Origin of the sequence: Cupriavidus plantarum, from assembly GCF_905397285.1 — a bacterium.
Taxonomy (GTDB): Bacteria; Pseudomonadota; Gammaproteobacteria; order Burkholderiales; family Burkholderiaceae; genus Cupriavidus; species Cupriavidus plantarum.
This window is the reverse complement of sequence record NZ_CAJPUX010000006.1, coordinates 110152-125955: the sequence shown is the minus strand read 5'-3', so window position 1 is coordinate 125955 and position 15804 is coordinate 110152. Positions and strand designations below refer to the sequence as shown.

The 15804-nt window shown below is 67.8% G+C and carries 10 protein-coding genes; 6 read left to right on the top strand and 4 right to left on the bottom strand.

Features of this window, described 5'->3' with window-relative positions; all coding sequences use genetic code 11:
- The first annotated feature begins 582 nt into the window (after positions 1-582).
- The 3 genes from KHP16_RS23090 to KHP16_RS23080 all read left to right on the top strand — a co-directional run bounded on the left by KHP16_RS23090 (position 583) and on the right by KHP16_RS23080 (position 8308).
- Positions 583-2889, top strand: a complete 2307-nt coding sequence (locus KHP16_RS23090) for a primosomal protein N' (RefSeq protein WP_211961221.1) — start codon at positions 583-585, stop codon at positions 2887-2889.
- 161 nt (positions 2890-3050) lie between these two features.
- Positions 3051-7025: a trifunctional transcriptional regulator/proline dehydrogenase/L-glutamate gamma-semialdehyde dehydrogenase gene (gene putA, locus KHP16_RS23085; protein ID WP_211961220.1), complete on the top strand. Its 3975-nt coding sequence runs from the start codon at positions 3051-3053 to the stop codon at positions 7023-7025.
- Between the two features lie 131 nt (positions 7026-7156).
- Positions 7157-8308, top strand: a complete 1152-nt coding sequence (locus KHP16_RS23080; RefSeq protein ID WP_109585337.1) for a branched-chain amino acid ABC transporter substrate-binding protein — start codon at positions 7157-7159, stop codon at positions 8306-8308.
- A 91-nt stretch (positions 8309-8399) separates the two neighbouring features.
- Here the strand turns inward: KHP16_RS23080 and KHP16_RS23075 are convergent, their stop codons facing one another.
- Positions 8400-9191 (bottom strand): hypothetical protein, encoded by a 792-nt coding sequence (locus tag KHP16_RS23075; protein WP_147306237.1) that lies wholly within the window; start codon positions 9189-9191, stop codon positions 8400-8402.
- A gap of 209 nt (positions 9192-9400) precedes the next feature.
- On the opposite strand from KHP16_RS23075, the gene KHP16_RS23070 reads away from it, so the two are divergent.
- From KHP16_RS23070 to KHP16_RS23060, 3 genes are all read left to right on the top strand, one after another.
- Entirely contained in the window at positions 9401-11359 is a 1959-nt protein-coding gene (locus tag KHP16_RS23070) for a tetratricopeptide repeat protein (protein WP_211961288.1), read from the top strand.
- Positions 11360-11520: 161 nt separating this feature from the next.
- Entirely contained in the window at positions 11521-12744 is a 1224-nt protein-coding gene (locus tag KHP16_RS23065) for a cation:proton antiporter (RefSeq protein WP_167468526.1), read from the top strand.
- The gene (locus KHP16_RS23060; protein WP_109585334.1) at positions 12744-13859 is read left to right on the top strand and encodes a YbdK family carboxylate-amine ligase; all 1116 of its coding nucleotides are present in this window, start codon (positions 12744-12746) and stop codon (positions 13857-13859) included. Before KHP16_RS23065 ends, KHP16_RS23060 begins: the two co-directional genes overlap by 1 nt.
- A gap of 34 nt (positions 13860-13893) precedes the next feature.
- Here the strand turns inward: KHP16_RS23060 and KHP16_RS23055 are convergent, their stop codons facing one another.
- From KHP16_RS23055 to KHP16_RS23045, 3 genes are all read right to left on the bottom strand, one after another.
- Positions 13894-14385, bottom strand: a complete 492-nt coding sequence (locus tag KHP16_RS23055) for a glycine zipper domain-containing protein (protein ID WP_109585333.1) — start codon at positions 14383-14385, stop codon at positions 13894-13896.
- A 138-nt stretch (positions 14386-14523) separates the two neighbouring features.
- Positions 14524-14988: an OsmC family protein gene (locus KHP16_RS23050; protein ID WP_115955604.1), complete on the bottom strand. Its 465-nt coding sequence runs from the start codon at positions 14986-14988 to the stop codon at positions 14524-14526.
- A 24-nt stretch (positions 14989-15012) separates the two neighbouring features.
- Positions 15013-15762: an MBL fold metallo-hydrolase gene (locus tag KHP16_RS23045; RefSeq protein ID WP_179592603.1), complete on the bottom strand. Its 750-nt coding sequence runs from the start codon at positions 15760-15762 to the stop codon at positions 15013-15015.
- Between the last annotated feature and the right edge of the window lie 42 nt (positions 15763-15804).

Sequence of the window (15804 nt, the reverse complement as noted above, 5' to 3'; positions counted from 1 at the left end):
ACACGGACGCGCGACGGCGTGGGTTGCAACTGGCTATTTACCCCGCGCCGCAGCGATGCGTCCAACCGCGCCGCCGTGGTAGCCTGAGAGGCGCTTCCATGCCGGTGTCAAGTAAACTATTTCGTCAGCTTTCGCCAAAAAGGTGCTTCGCAGCGCGTGTCAAGGCTTGACTTATGCACACCGATAGGTTTGCGGCAGTGCAAGGGCGGGTTACCCCTTAGCCCTCCGGGGGGATATAGGCAACCCATTGATTTTAAAGGCTTTGAATGTTCTTCAAACGCGCCTGCGAAGACGATGGAAGCCTTGTTTCGCGGGCCTTCGCGGGTAGATCGACTGACTTTTCAACAAAGTTATCCACAGGTACGCGGGTTGGCGTGGAAAAGCAGCCATCTATCATCGACTTAGGGTCACATTTGAAGTTTTACTTTAAGTTGATGTTGCGCCGCACACAGAATCCGGCACACGCGCCCGAGGTAGCACCCATGCACAACGACCGCGCACCGGACATGCACCGCCACGTGCCAGCCCATGGTTGCTGACGATATCGCGGACGCCTCGGCCGTCGCGGCGGAACCACAGACAATGGGCACACATTCGTCCTCTTCCGCTTCGCCAACCGACGCGAACCCGGGCGCGCCCCGGATTGCGCGTGTGGCGATCGACACGCCGGCGGACGACTGCTTTGACTACCTTGCTGCGTCCCCGGACGGCGCGCTCGCCGCGCCCGGCGAACTCGTGGTCGTCCCGTTCGGACGCCGCAGCGCCGTCGGCGTGGTGGTGGCGCTCACCGATGTCTCGGATGTCCCCGAGGACCGGATTCGACCCATCGCCGCGCGGGTCGATTGGCTGCCCCCGCTCGCCCCGACCTGGATCGCGCTCGCGCGCTTCGCCGCCGGGTATTACCAGCGGCGGCTTGGCGAAGTGATGCTGCCCGCGTTGCCGCCATCCCTGCGCGAGCCCGATACGTGGGCACGCCTCGGCGATCGCGCGCGCATGGTCCGCTATCGGCTGCGGCCCGGTGCCGCCGACGCCTTGCGCGCCGCGCTGCCCGCGCGCGCGAAGACCGTGGTGGCGCTCGCGGAGGCGCTGATCGCGCGCGACGCGCGCGACTGGATGCCGTTACCGGTGGCGCGTACCCATTGCAGCGCCGCTCCCGCGCGCCTGGCCGAGTGGGAAGCCGCCGGCTGGGTTGAGGCGTCGCGCGATATCGGCCCGCTGCTCGACGTCGCCCCCGATCGGCCGCCGTCGGCACGCCCGGCATTGCATGCCGAGCAGGAAGCTGCCGTTGCGGCCATCGGGCAAGCCACCGGGTACGCGCCTTTCCTGCTTCACGGCGTGACGGGCAGCGGCAAGACCGAGGTCTACCTGCATGCGATGGAAGCCGTTCTTGCCGCCGATTCCGCCGCGCAGGTTCTCATGCTTGTTCCCGAAATCAACCTGACGCCGCAGTTGCAGGCGCGCGTCGCCGCGCGATTTCCGGCGCTGCCGCTCGCCGTCCTCCACAGCGGCCTTGCGGACCAGGAGCGAAGCCTGCAATGGCTCGCCGCGCACACGGGGGAGGCGCGCATCGTGCTCGGCACGCGCATGGCCATCATGGCTTCCGCGCCGAACCTGCGGCTGATCGTGGTGGACGAGGAGCACGACACCTCGTACAAGCAGCAGGAAGGGCTGCGGTACTCGGCGCGCGATCTCGCGGTCTGGCGCGCGAAGCAACTGGCGATTCCCGTGGTGCTCGGCTCGGCCACGCCCTCGATGGAAACGTGGTGGCGCGCGGAGCAGGGCGCCTACCGCAAGCTCGTGCTGCGCGAGCGCGCGCAGGCCGATGCGGTGCTGCCGACCGTCCGCCTGATCGACCTGAACATGGAGCGCCAGCGCCAGCGGCCAATGTACGAGGGCCTGTCACAACCGCTGCTCGAGGCCATCGACGCGCGGCTCGCGCGCGGCGAGCAAAGCCTGCTGTTCCTGAACCGCCGGGGCTACGCGCCCGTGCTCGCGTGCGATAGCTGCGGCTGGCTGTCGGGTTGTCCGCGTTGTTCGGCGTACCTCGTGCTGCATCGTCCCGAGCGGCGGCTGCGCTGCCACCACTGCGGCCTTGAATCGCCGGTGCCGCATCATTGCCCTGACTGCGGCAACGTCGATATCGCGCCGCTGGGCCGCGGCACGCAGCGCATCGAGGAGGCGCTGGCCGCGCGTTTTCCACAGGCCCGCGTCGCGCGTATCGACGCCGACTCGACGCGGCGCAAGGGCAGCGCGCAGGCGATGTTCGACGGCGTTCACGCGGGCGAGGTGGATATCCTCGTCGGCACGCAGATGGTCGCCAAGGGGCACGATTTCCAGCGCGTGACGCTCGTCGGTATCGTGCATCCGGATGCGGCCATGTTCAGCCACGACTTTCGCGCGGCCGAGCATCTGTTTGCCTCCCTGATGCAGGTATCCGGCCGCGCGGGCCGGGCCGGTCTCGCGGGCGAGGTCCTGATCCAGACACGGTATCCCGATGCCCCCGCGCTGCAGGCGCTGGCGCGCCACGATTACGACGGCTTCGCCGCCAGTCAGCTGCGCGAACGGCGCCAGTCCTGCCTGCCGCCGTTCGCGTACCAGGTGCTGCTGACGGCCGAGCACCGCGAACTCGAACACTCGCTGGCCTTCCTGCGCGCGGCCCGCGACGCCGCCATCGGTTGCGCCGGCGCGGAAGAGGTGCAACTCCACGATCCGGTGCCCATGTCGATGGTGCGCGTCTACAACAAGGAGCGGGCGCAGATGCTCGTCGAAGCGGGCTCTCGCCCGCTGCTGCAACGATTCGTAGCGGGCTGGCTGCCGTTGCTGGACGATCTCGGGGATGCCGGACGGGGCGTGCGCTGGCAGCTAGAGATCGATCCGCTGCGCATCTGATCCGGGCGGTGGATGTGGTGAAAGTGCAACCCACTGGAGCCGGTTGCTACTAAGTGGTTGCACTAGGTTGCACCCTAGCGCGGGGCGCGCGTAATATGCGCACAGTCCCGCAGGCTCCCATTGGGTCAACGCCTGCTCCCGCTCTCCCGGAGATCTCCCGCATGGCCACCACCACGCTCGGCGTCAAGCTCGACGACGCATCGCGCGAACGCCTCAAGCGCGTCGCCCAATCCATCGACCGCACCCCGCACTGGCTGATCAAGCAGGCCATCTTCACCTACCTGGAGCAGGTGGAGCGCGGTCATCAGCCGCACGAGGCGGGCGCCGCCCCCGTGAGCGAGGCCGATGGCGCCGAAGCGAACGAGTTCGCCGGCGACGCCATGCCGCAGCCATTCCTCGAGTTCGCGCAGAGCATCCAGCCGCAGTCCGTGCTGCGCGCCGCCATCACCTCGGCCTATCGCCGTCCCGAGACGGAATGCGTGCCCGTGCTCCTCGAGCAGGCGCGCCTGCCGCAGAAGCAGGCGGAAGCGGCCATCAAGATGGCCAAGACGCTGGCTAGCCGCCTGCGCGAGCAAAAGGTCGGCACCGGCCGCGAAGGCCTCGTGCAGGGCCTCATCCAGGAATTCTCGCTGTCGTCGCAGGAAGGCGTGGCGCTGATGTGCCTGGCGGAAGCGCTGCTGCGCATTCCCGACAAGGCCACGCGCGACGCACTGATCCGCGACAAGATCAGTGGCGCCAACTGGCAGTCGCATCTGGGCCAAAGCCCGTCGCTGTTCGTCAACGCCGCCACGTGGGGTCTGCTGCTGACGGGCAAGCTCGTGGCCACGCATACCGAAGCCGGTCTGTCGAAGGCGCTCACGCGCATCATCGGCAAGGGCGGCGAGCCGCTGATCCGCAAGGGCGTGGACATGGCGATGCGCCTCATGGGCGAGCAGTTCGTGACCGGCGAAACGATTTCCGAAGCGCTCGCCAACGCCCGCAAATACGAAGCCGAGGGCTTCCGCTACTCGTACGACATGCTCGGCGAGGCCGCGATGACCGAGGCCGACGCACAGAAATACCTCGCCTCCTACGAGCAGGCGATCCACGCGATCGGCCAGGCATCGCGCGGCCGCGGCATCTATGAAGGCCCCGGCATCTCGATCAAGCTGTCGGCGCTTCATCCGCGCTACAGCCGCGCCCAGCACGAGCGCGTGATCGGCGAACTGTATGGCCGCCTGAAGTCGCTCACGATGCTTGCGCGCCAGTACGACATCGGCATCAACATCGATGCGGAAGAAGCGGATCGCCTCGAGATCTCGCTCGATCTGCTCGAGCGCCTGTGCTTCGAGCCCGAACTCGCGGGCTGGAACGGTATCGGCTTCGTGGTGCAGGGCTACCAGAAGCGCTGCCCGTTCGTGATCGACTACCTGATCGACCTCGCGCGCCGCAGCCGCCATCGCCTGATGATCCGTCTGGTGAAGGGTGCGTACTGGGACAGCGAGATCAAGCGCGCGCAGGTGGATGGTCTGGAAGGCTATCCGGTGTACACGCGCAAGGTCTACACGGACGTGTCGTACATCGCGTGCGCGCGCAAGCTGCTGTCCGTGCCGGACGCGATCTATCCGCAGTTCGCCACGCACAACGCGCACACCCTGTCGGCGATCTATCAGATCGCGGGCCAGAACTACTATCCCGGCCAGTACGAGTTCCAGTGCCTGCACGGCATGGGCGAGCCGCTGTACGACCAGGTGGTGGGCGCGATCGCCGACGGAAAGTTCGGCCGCCCGTGCCGCATCTATGCACCGGTGGGCACGCATGAAACGCTGCTGGCTTACCTCGTGCGCCGTCTGCTCGAGAACGGCGCCAACACCTCGTTCGTGAACCGCATCGCCGACGAGACGATCGCGCTGGACGAACTCGTGGCCGACCCCGTCGCGGTGGTGGAGGACATGCACCGGGAGGAGGGCGTGCTCGGCCAGCCGCACCCGCGCATTCCGCAGCCACGCACACTGTACGGCGGCACGCGCGCCAATTCCGCCGGCATCGACCTGTCGAACGAGCATCGGCTTGCCTCGCTGTCTTCGGCGCTCCTGGCAGGTGCCAGCGAGCAGGTCCGCGCCGAACCGCTGCTCGGTACGGAGGTGGATCGTGCGGATGCGGTGCTCGTGCCCGTGCTGAACCCGGCCGATCATCGCGACGTGGTTGGCCATGTCAGCGAAGCGACCCCGGCCGAGGTCGAGGCCGCGCTGGCCGCCGCCGTGAACGCCGCGCCCATCTGGCAGGCGACGCCGCCCGAAGTCCGCGCGGCAGCGCTGGAGCGTGCCGCGGACCTGATGGAAGCCCAGATGCAGTCGCTGATGGGCGTGATCATGCGCGAGGCCGGCAAGACTTTCTCGAACGCGATCGCCGAAGTGCGCGAGGCCGTGGACTTCCTGCGTTACTACGCGGTGCAGGTGCGTGAGAGCTTCTCCAACGATACGCATCGTCCGCTGGGTCCGGTGGTCTGCATCAGCCCGTGGAACTTCCCGCTGGCGATCTTCACGGGCCAGGTCGCCGCGGCGCTCGCGGCGGGCAATACCGTGCTGGCCAAGCCGGCCGAACAAACGCCGCTGATCGCGGCGCAGGCCGTGCGGCTGCTGCGCGAGGCTGGCGTGCCGGCCGGTGCCGTGCAACTGCTGCCGGGCCGCGGTGAAACCGTGGGTGCCGCCCTTGTGGGCGATGCGCGCGTGAAGGGCGTGATGTTCACGGGTTCGACCGAAGTGGCCCGTCTGCTCCAGCGCAACGTGGCTGGCCGCCTCGACGCGGCGGGCCGTCCCGTGCCGCTGATCGCCGAGACCGGGGGCCAGAATGCGATGATCGTGGACTCGTCCGCGCTGGCCGAGCAGGTCGTGGGCGACGTGGTCACGTCGGCCTTCGACTCCGCGGGCCAGCGTTGTTCGGCCCTGCGCGTGCTGTGCCTGCAGGAAGACGTCGCGGATCGCGTGATCGAGATGCTCAAGGGCGCGATGCGCGAGCTCACGCTGGGCAATCCGGACCGGTTGTCGGTCGACGTCGGCCCCGTCATCGACGAGGACGCGCGCGGCAACATCGTGCGCCATATCGACGCGATGCGCGCCAAGGGCCGCCGCGTGCATCAGGCGGATGCCGCCGCGGCCGAGTCGGCCGCGTGCCGCAACGGCACCTTCGTGCCGCCGACGCTGATCGAACTCGACAGCATCGAAGAGCTGCAACGCGAAGTGTTCGGTCCCGTGCTGCACGTGGTGCGCTTCCCGCGCGCCGCGCTGGACACGCTGATCGGCCAGATCAACGGTACCGGCTACGGCCTGACGCTCGGCATCCACACGCGGATCGATGAAACGATCGCGCATATCGTGGGCCGCGCGCACGTCGGCAACCTGTACGTCAACCGCAATATCGTCGGCGCCGTCGTGGGGGTGCAGCCGTTCGGCGGCGAAGGCCTGTCGGGCACCGGTCCGAAGGCCGGCGGCCCGCTGTACCTGCATCGCCTGCTGTCGGTCTGCCCGCAGGACGCCGTGGTGCGCACCGTGCGGGCCGCCGACGTGAACGGGGCGCCCGAAGCGCTGCGGCCGGGCGCCGACGCGCTGGAAGCGTTGAAGACCTGGGCGCAGGGTGCGGGCGAATCGGCGCTGGCTGCCGCGTGCGAGCAGTTTGCCGCGGCGTCGCCGTCGGGCCTTTCGGCCACGCTGCCGGGGCCGACGGGCGAGCGCAACACCTACTCGCTGCTGCCACGCGAGCGCGTGCTTTGCCTCGCGCAGCACGAGTCCGATCTCGCGCTGCAGCTGGCTGCCGTGCTGGCCGTTGGCGCGGAGGCGGCATGGGCGGATATCCCGCTCTCGAAGGGTCTGTTGGCACGCCTGCCCAAGGCAGTACAATCGCGCGTCCGCCTCGTTGCCGATCGTGGCGACTGGTCGTCCGCCGACGCAGCATTCGATGCCGTGCTGCACCACGGAGACTCCGATCAGTTGCGCACCGTCTGCGAGCAGGTGGCCGCGCGTCCGGGTCCGATCGTCAGCGTACAGGGACTTGGGCACGGTGAACCGAACATCGCGCTCGAGCGTTTGCTGATCGAGCGCTCGCTGTCGGTCAACACCGCCGCGGCGGGCGGCAATGCCAGCCTCATGACCATTGGCTGAGGGCACGAAGAAAGATGTGACGGGCGCGGCGATCCCGCAACCGTCACGCCACCAGGAACGGTCCAGTTCTGCCTACACTGGGCCGTAGAAAACGCCGACGACATCGGCATAGATGGTACCAAGGAGAACTGATGAGCACGACCTTCCACAAGACGGCCATGACGATCGCGATGACCGTTGCCGGCCTGACCATGGCCTCGGCTGCATTCGCGCAGGCACAGGAAATCAAGCTGGGTTTCGCGGCGCCGATGACCGGTGGCCAGGCGCAATACGGCAAGGACATGCAGAACGGCGTGGTTCTCGCCATCGAGGACATGAACGCCACGAAGCCGAAAATCGGCGGCAAGGAAGTGAAGTTCGTGCTGGTCTCCGAAGACGATCAGGCCGATCCGAAGACCGGTTCCGTCGTCGCCCAGAAGCTCGTGGATGCCGGCATCCAAGGCATGCTCGGCCATTTCAACTCGGGTACCAGCATCCCGGCCTCGATGGTCTACAACCGCGCCGGCATTCCGCAGATCGCGATGGCGACCGCGCCCGAGTACACAAAGCAGGGTTTCAAGACCACGTTCCGCATGATGACGTCCGACACCCAGCAGGGCTCGGTGATCGGCGCGTACGTCGTGAAGAAGCTCGGCGCGAAGAACATCGCGATCGTGGATGACCGTACCGCCTACGGCCAGGGCCTGGCCGACGAGTTCGAGAAGGCCGCCAAGGCCGCGGGCGGCAAGATCGTGCGTCGCGAGTTCACGAACGACAAGGCCGTGGACTTCAAGGCCGTGCTGACCAACCTCAAGCGCAGCAATCCGGACGTGATCTTCTACGGCGGCGCGGAAACGCAATCGGCGCCGATGGCCAAGCAGATCAAGGAACTGGGCCTGAAGGCACCGCTGGTGTCGGGCGAAATGTCCAAGACGGACAACTTCCTGAAGCTGGCGGGTTCGTCGGCGGATGGCACCGTCGTGTCGCTGGCCGGCCTGCCGCTCGAGCAGATGCCCGGTGGTGCCGCGTACGAGAAGAAGTACGAGAAGCGCTTCGGCGGCAAGGTCCAGACGTACTCGCCGTACGCTTATGACGGCGCGACCGCGATGATGACCGCGATGATCAAGGCCGGTTCGGCCGATCCCGCGCGTTACCTGCCGGTGCTGGCCGCGACCAATATGCCGGGCGTGACCACCAAGACGCTGGCCTATGACGCCCGTGGCGACCTGAAGGACGGTGGTATCACCGTGTACAAGGTGGCCGATGGCAAGTGGACCGTGCTGGAAACGGTTGGTGGCAAGTAAGCCGCAAGTAAGCGGCAACCAAGCAGCCATGTAGTCGGGGAGCGGGCGAACGGGCTCGCTCCTTTTTTTTGGCTGAGCTTCGGCGGAGTCCTCAGTCGGCGCGGCGCGCCGTCTCCAGTTCGTCCGCGGCGATCAGCAACGCCAGCCGTGCCTGCTCCACGGTATCGAGCGTGCCTTCGTCCCCTGCGGCGCCCTGCTCGAGCGCATCGAGCCGGGCCTCCACCGACGCGCGCAGTCCGCGCGCGATCAACACTTCCGCTACTTCCACCGCATCGGGCAAGGTCGCCAGCGTGGCGACCGCGCGCGCATCGAGCGTGGCATCCCGGGCGGATTGCTGCACGTAGTCGGCCAGCATCTCCACCATCGGGCCATTGCGCAGATGGGCATCCACATCGGCCCGGGCCGTCAGCCAGTTGCCATAGCGCTCGGCATCGAAAATGGCCACTTCATGCCGCGGACCGTCGAAGACGGGCGGGTTCTGCGTGAGGAACTGCCGCACGGCGCGCAGCCGGACCGGATCCAGCCGCGCCAGCAGCGCGCCGCGTTCGGCCGGATGCGTGGCTTCGACGAGGGCGTGGCCGACAGCCTGCAGATCGCCGGGGTCGCCGGGGTCGCTGGGGTGGGTGGCGTCGCTGCGGTCGCTGGCGTCGGCCCGGTCACCCTCTCCCCCGGCCACTCGCCCCGACGCTGGCGCGGGCGCGTGGATCGGGGGCAGCCCGGCCTTGTCGGGCGTCCCCCGCGAGGCGGTCCCGCCGTCCGCCACCGGCGCAGCGTCGGGCATGCCGCCGGCATCCGCGGCAGCGCGGTGCAGACGCACGACGACCGCGACCGTCGTGCCGCCTAAGATCAGGAGGAGCAGTCCCCTGGCAACCCATCGAACCATGGCGGTCCCCATTGAAATAGACTGCGCATTTATAGCCCGCCACCGGCGGGTGCCGAAATCGGCATCCGTCCAAATGTGGCGCGGGTCTGCGGCAATCCCTCCGTGAAGCAAGCCGAAACAGGCGCCTTTTTCCGTTTGTTCTCTCATTAGGACGTGGCGCGGCTGGCGCATAATTCCGCACTTGCTGAATATTCTCCAAAGGAGCCGTGGTGCAGGATGTGAGCTACGAGCGCGCGGTCGCGCTGGCCGACGCGGGTCGCCAGGACGAGGCGCTTCGCATCGCCGAGCAGCTCTGGCTGAGCGAGCCGGACGTGGTCGATCACGCCACGCTGCGCGCGCAGTTGCTGGCCGATGCCGGCGACCTGTCCGCGGCGCTCGACGCGCTGGACGAGGCGATGGCGCGACTGACGGGGCCCGAGGCCCCCGCCACGGGCTCCACGCTGGCCCCGATGCACCGCCTCGCCTCGCAGGGTCTGCTCGCGCACCAGTACGGCACCCTGCTGCTGCGCGCGGGCCGTCAGCGCGAGGCGCTGAACTGGCTTCACGAAGCCGCGCAGCGCAACGGCCTGGCGACCGGCGAATGGGCGGCTCACTTCTACGCTGGCGTCGCGGCCTATGAGCTGGGGGACTTCGCGCGCGCCGGCCGTTATTGGCACGATCTTCTCTATCGCGCGCCGGACCTCGGCGCGGTCGATATCCTGCCGCTGGTGAAGGCCCACATCGACGCCGCGGAGGAAGCGGGCCGTAGCGCCGAGCCGCTGCTGCGCGCCTGCCTGGGGCGCATCGCGCTCGACTCTCCCGATCTGCTGGACCTGGACGCGGACGCGGGCGACGCGCTGGCCGCGGAACAAGCCGCGCGCATTCTTGCGGACGCCCCGGACTATCCCGAGGCACGCCGGCTCCGTGCGCCGCTGCGCCTTGGCGACGACCGCGCGGGCGCGCTCGAAGACCTTGCCGTCTATCTGCGCCAGCAGCCCGACCCGCAGGCCCAGGTACGCGAACTGGCGTGGCGCCACGCCGCCACCGAGCCGGGCGCGCAGCCCGCGTGGCAGGGCTTCGCGCTGACCGCCGCGAGCGACGACGGCGCGGGCTATTACCATGCGGCCGGCGCGCTGCGCGACTTCATCGATGACGTACCCGCCGCGCGCGCCGCCTTGCACCCGGTCGTCGTGCAGGCGTGCCGCACCGGCCTCGAGCGATTCGAGCAGTATTTCGCGACCGGCGATGGGGATGCGAACGGCCACGGCGGCAACGCCGACCCGCATCTCTATTCGCTACTGTGCGGCCTGCTCGCCCGCAGCCTGCCCGCGGACGCCGCGCACCTCGAGGAGCGGCTGGCGCTGCATCGCAAGGGGATGGCGGCCAGCGATTTCATCGAGCACTGGATCGACATGCTCGACGCCTACGCGGGCGCGGGACAGTGGCAACAGGTCGTGGCGATGGCCGAAGACGTGCTCGAGCGGCATCCGGTCGAGCGCGACCCGTCGCGCGTGGGCTGGGCGTTCAGCCGGATGATGGCCGCATGGGCGCGCATGGGCGGCGGCGACGCGCTGGCCACGGCTACTGACGCCCTCGCGCGCATGGACGCGCGGCTCGACGCGCTGCCCGTGGAGGCGCGCAGCGAAGCCGGTCATGCGATGGCGCACACACGCGCGCACTACGCGGCCTTGCTGGCCGCTGGCGCACCCGCGATGGATGCGGACGATCGCGCCGATGCGCTCGAAGAGATCGAGGCACTGCAACGCCGCGCGCTCGTCGTCGAGGATCCCTGGCTGCACAACCGGTTCGGCGGCATCTGGCGCGACCTTGGCGATGTCGGCCGCGCGCTGCCGCTGTTCGAGCAGGCGATCGCGCTGACGGAAGGCGATCCGTACGATCAGGCGCCGCCGCGCGTGCAACGGGCGCGGATCCTCGTGGGCGAGGAACGCCACGAGGAGGCGCTCGCGGACTTCACGGCCGCCATCGCGGTGCGGGAAGACTGGGATGCCGAGACCTGCCTGCTCGCCACGCAGGCTGCCCTCGGCCTCGCCCAGCGCGACGTTGCGCTGGGCTGGTTCGAGCGCGCCCGGGCACAGGGGGCCGACAAGGGCCGCACGCGCGGGCTCTATGCCAAAGTCGAAGCGGCGCTGAAGGAAACCCGGCCGGCGTGGAAGATCTGGGGCGTGTGATCGCGCACCAGGCGCTGCGAGCGTCAATGCGGGTCTGAAATTCCTACAAAAGCACCATCGACGACGATGGCGCTTTTTACTCGCTGTTCACGCAATATGCGTGCGGAATGCAAACACTGTCGGACAAACCCCGACAAGCGAATTGCGGTGCTTCCGTTACCATGTCGCCCATGAATGGACTGAGTCAACTTTTTCCCACGCTGCCCCTGGCCCCGAGCGGCCTGTTCTGGGTCGGACTCGCGCTGATCGGCGCGGGGCTGGCCGGCGAACTTGGGCGGCGCTGGCTGGGCTTCCCGCGTATCGTCGGGTACGCGGTGATCGGCCTCTTCGCGGGCACCCTGGGCCGCAGCATCGTCGATGACAACATGATCGCGCAGACGCGCGTGCTCATCGACATGGCGCTCGCGCTGGCGCTGTTCGAGCTCGGGCATCGGCTCTCGCTCTCGTGGCTGCGCGCGAACCGGTGGCTGCTGTTTACCAGTGCGGCCGAGAGTCTGCTGACGTGGGGACTCGTCGCTTTCACGCTGCAATGGCTGGGCGCGTCACCGGGCGTGGCGATTCTCGCGGGCGGTATCGCGGTCAGCACCTCGCCGACCATCGTGCTTCAGCTCAAGAACGAGCTGCGCGCCGAGGGACAGGTGACCGAGCGGCTCATGGCGATGGCCGCGCTCAACAGTATCTATGCCGCGGCGATCGTGCAGGTCGCCACAGGCTGGCTGCATTCGGAATACGGCAACATCGGCGCGGCGCTGCTGCATCCGCTGTACCTGCTGGTGGGTTCGTGCCTGCTCGCGTGGATCGTGGGCAAGGCGGGCCATGCGATCTACACGCGCATGTCGGCGGACGATCACTACAGCTTCCTCGTGCTCGTGGGCCTCGTGCTGTTCACGCTGGCGCTGACGCGCGTGCTCAAGCTCTCGATGCCGCTGACGCTGTTGCTGGCGGGCATCGTGTTCAAGCATCAGGACCGGCAGCCGCATGTGTGGCCGACGCACTTCGGCAGCGCCGGCAGCCTGCTGATCATCGTGATGGTCGTCTCGCTGGGCCTGCCGCTCACCGCCCATGACTGGGTCGTCGGCGGTATGCTGGCGCTGGTGCTCGTGGTGATGCGGCATGTGGCCAAACTGGTCGGCGTCGTGTCGCTGGGCTCGTTCTCGGGGCTGAGCCTGCGGCAATGCATGGCGCTCGGTCTCGCGCTCACGCCGATGTCTGGCCTTGCGTACCTGTTGATGAGCGATATCGCGCGGCTCTACCCGAGCACGGGTGGCCCGCTGGCGTCGATCATCCTGTGCGCGCTCGCGATCGAACAACTGGTGAGCCCGCTCATCGCGGCCTGGGCCCTGCGCTACGCGGGCGAGGTCCGTAGCAATGGAGGAGGGCGCTGATGTCGCTCGAACCGTTCAAGCATTCCGAGGCGCTGACATTCGGCGTCGAACTCGAGCTGCAGCTCGTCAATCGTCACGACTACGACCTCGCGCCGTTCGCGCCCGACCTGCTGCGCGCGCTCAAGGGTGCGCAGCACGCCGGCGACATCAAGCCCGAGATCAGTCCGTCGATGATCGAGATCAGCACGGGCATCTGCCATAACTATGCGCAGGCGCTCGATGAACTGACCACGATGCGCGACCTGATGGACGCCGCATCGAAATCGCTGAACCTCGGCATCTGCGGCGGCGGCACGCACCCGTTCCAGCAATGGTCGGAACGCACGATCTCCAATTCGCCGCGGTACCAGTACATCTCCGAACTCTACGGCTACCTCGCCAAGCAGTTCACCGTGTTTGGCCAGCACGTGCACATCGGCTGCCCGAGCGCGGACGAGTCGCTGTTCCTGCTTCATGCCATCGGCCGCTACGTGCCGCACTTCATCGCGCTGGCCGCATCGTCGCCGTACGTGCAGGGCGTGGACACGGGCTTTGCCTCGGCGCGCCTGAATTCGGTGGCCGCCTTCCCCATGAGCGGCCGCGCGCCGCACGTGCTCACGTGGGACGGTTTTGCCGCGTACTTCGACAAGATGCGCAAGACGGGCGTGATCGAGAGCATGAAGGACTTCTATTGGGATATCCGTCCCAAGCCCGAGTTCGGCACGATCGAGGTGCGCGTCATGGACACGCCGTTGACGGTGCAACGCGCCTGCGATATCGCCGCGTACATCCAGGCGCTGTCGCGCTACCTGTTGCTATCGCGGCCGTTCATGCCGCAGGAAGACGATTACCTCGTCTACACGTTCAACCGTTTCCAGGCGTGCCGGTTCGGTCTCGACGGCGAGTACGTCCATCCGAACGAACTCACGCGCATGCCCATCGCCGACCACATCATCTCGATTTGCGATGCGCTGGTGCCGCATGCGGAGGCATTGGGTTCGCTCGACGCGCTCGCCAACATCCGCGCACTCGCCGAACGTCGCGATGGCGATGCGAGCTGGGTACGGGCGGCCGATGCGGAAGCGCACAGCCTGCGCGACACGGTGCGGCTGACATGCGAGCGATGGGAAGCGTAAGCGCGCGGCAACTGCCTCGCGCCCCTTCGCGCTTCTACTGGACCGTATAGCCCTTGCCCGTCATGCACGCGCGCCAGGCCTGCCAGTAGGCGCCCATCGCCTGCTGCTTGCCCGCCGTGACCTGCGCGTTGTACGCCTCGGTCTGGCGGCGCTGCTGGCGATGTTCCATGCCGCCGGCCATCGTTCCCACGGCCGCGCCCGCCGCCGCGCCCTTGCCCGCATCGCCGCCGATCGCTCCCGCGACCGCACCCATCGCTGCGCCGCCCGCCGCCCCGGCGACGCGCTGGCCTGCCGGTGCCTGCTTCGGCGGCGGCGCGGCCGCGACCTGCGCCGGATCGACACCGGTCTGTTGCTTCGACCAGCCCATGCACGCGCCATCGTCGCTGGCCTGTTGCTGGGACGATTGCCCCTTGGCGGGATACGCGACAGGCTGGGTCTGTGCCTGCGCGGCACCGGCAATGCCGACGGTCAGGGCGAGCGACGCCGCGCGGGCCATGCCGGTAGAAAGGAATCCGACGTGTTTCATGACAGCTCCCCGGCGCGGTGTTCATTCGCGCGTCGCCGCCAGTATTTGCAGCGCCCCGGGGGCACGTCAATTGAATAAATTCGCGCGCCTGTCGTCAGATCTAAGCGCGATTTTCTGCGTTGGCATTCTCTTACCGTTTCAATACACGGGCTCGCAGCGCACGTCCGTCTTGACCGAGTTGGCGATGTAGCAGGCATCGTGCGCGGCATGATGCAGATGATCGAGCTGCTCGCGCGTGGGAATGCGGTCCCCGGAGAACGTCACGTTCGGCCGCAGCGTGACCACGGTCACCGCGATGCGGCCTTCCGCATTCTTTTCCATCACGCCAATGGCGTTGTCCACATAGCGATCAACGCGGAAACGTTCCTTCGCGGCAAGCCCGAGAAACCACAGCATGTGGCAGGTCGACAGCGACGCTACGAACGCCTCTTCGGGGTCCACCGCGGCGGCATCGGACATGGGGACGGGCACCACGTGCGGCGACGACGAGCCGGGTACTTCGATGCCGCCGTCGAAGCGGATCACGTGGCGGCGGCTGTAACGCTTGTCCAGAAAGTCCTGGTCGCCGCGTTCCCATACGACTTCGGTCGTGTATTCGGACATGTCGGTTCCTTCGTTCGATGGAAATCAGGCGCCGTGCGGCACGCGCTCGCCGTCGCGCTCGTGCCCCTGGAGGCCGAGCTGCTGGTTCGCCGGCACCGCGATATCGATCAGCTTCGGACGCGGCAGATTGAGCGCCTTCATCATCGCGATGAACTCGTCGCGCGAGCGGCCGGCCACACGGCCGTTATGCGCGCGCTCGTGCGCGATCGAGGACGAGGTGCGTCCCTTGTAGTCGTGCGCGGGAAAGACCTGCGTGTCGTCGGGCAGGCGGAACAGCTTCTGCGTGAGGCTGTCGTAGAGCGTACCCGCATCGCCGGACTGGAAATCGGTGCGGCCGCAGCCGTCGATCAGCAGTGCATCGCCGGTGAAGACCCGGCGCACAACACCATCGGCCGTCGCTTCGTCCCAGAGGTAGCTCATGCTGCCGGCCGTGTGGCCCGGCGTGTGCATCGCGCGCAGGACCTGCCTGCCGAACGTCAGCGTGTCGCCATCGATCAGCTGTTTCTGCGCGGGCTTGATGTCGCAGCCGGAGGGGGCGGCGGTGCGGGCGCCGGTCTGCTGCGCGATATGGCCCGCGGAGGTGATGTGGTCAGCGTGCGCGTGCGTTTCGACGACCCACGCGAGCCGCGCGCCTTGCGCGGCGAGCACGCCCATGTCGCGCTCGAGCAGGCGGTCGACGGGATCGATCAGCAGTGCCTCCCGCGTATCGCGGTCGATGAGCAGGTAGGTGAAGGTGGACGAGACATCGTCGAACAGCTGGTGGAAGGTCTGCATGGCCGTGGCGTTCTTGTTTGGGGGGCACGCACACGGATCATA

Coding starts and splice junctions, on each gene's coding strand:
- KHP16_RS23045 (WP_179592603.1), bottom strand. CDS start 15,762: ATGCAGACCTTCCACCAGCTGTTCGACGATGTCTCGTCCACCTTCACC.
- KHP16_RS23090 (WP_211961221.1), top strand. CDS start 583: ATGGGCACACATTCGTCCTCTTCCGCTTCGCCAACCGACGCGAACCCG.
- KHP16_RS23065 (WP_167468526.1), top strand. CDS start 11,521: ATGTCGCCCATGAATGGACTGAGTCAACTTTTTCCCACGCTGCCCCTG.
- KHP16_RS23050 (WP_115955604.1), bottom strand. CDS start 14,988: ATGTCCGAATACACGACCGAAGTCGTATGGGAACGCGGCGACCAGGAC.
- KHP16_RS23080 (WP_109585337.1), top strand. CDS start 7,157: ATGAGCACGACCTTCCACAAGACGGCCATGACGATCGCGATGACCGTT.
- putA (WP_211961220.1), top strand. CDS start 3,051: ATGGCCACCACCACGCTCGGCGTCAAGCTCGACGACGCATCGCGCGAA.
- KHP16_RS23075 (WP_147306237.1), bottom strand. CDS start 9,191: ATGGTTCGATGGGTTGCCAGGGGACTGCTCCTCCTGATCTTAGGCGGC.
- KHP16_RS23055 (WP_109585333.1), bottom strand. CDS start 14,385: ATGAAACACGTCGGATTCCTTTCTACCGGCATGGCCCGCGCGGCGTCG.
- KHP16_RS23060 (WP_109585334.1), top strand. CDS start 12,744: ATGTCGCTCGAACCGTTCAAGCATTCCGAGGCGCTGACATTCGGCGTC.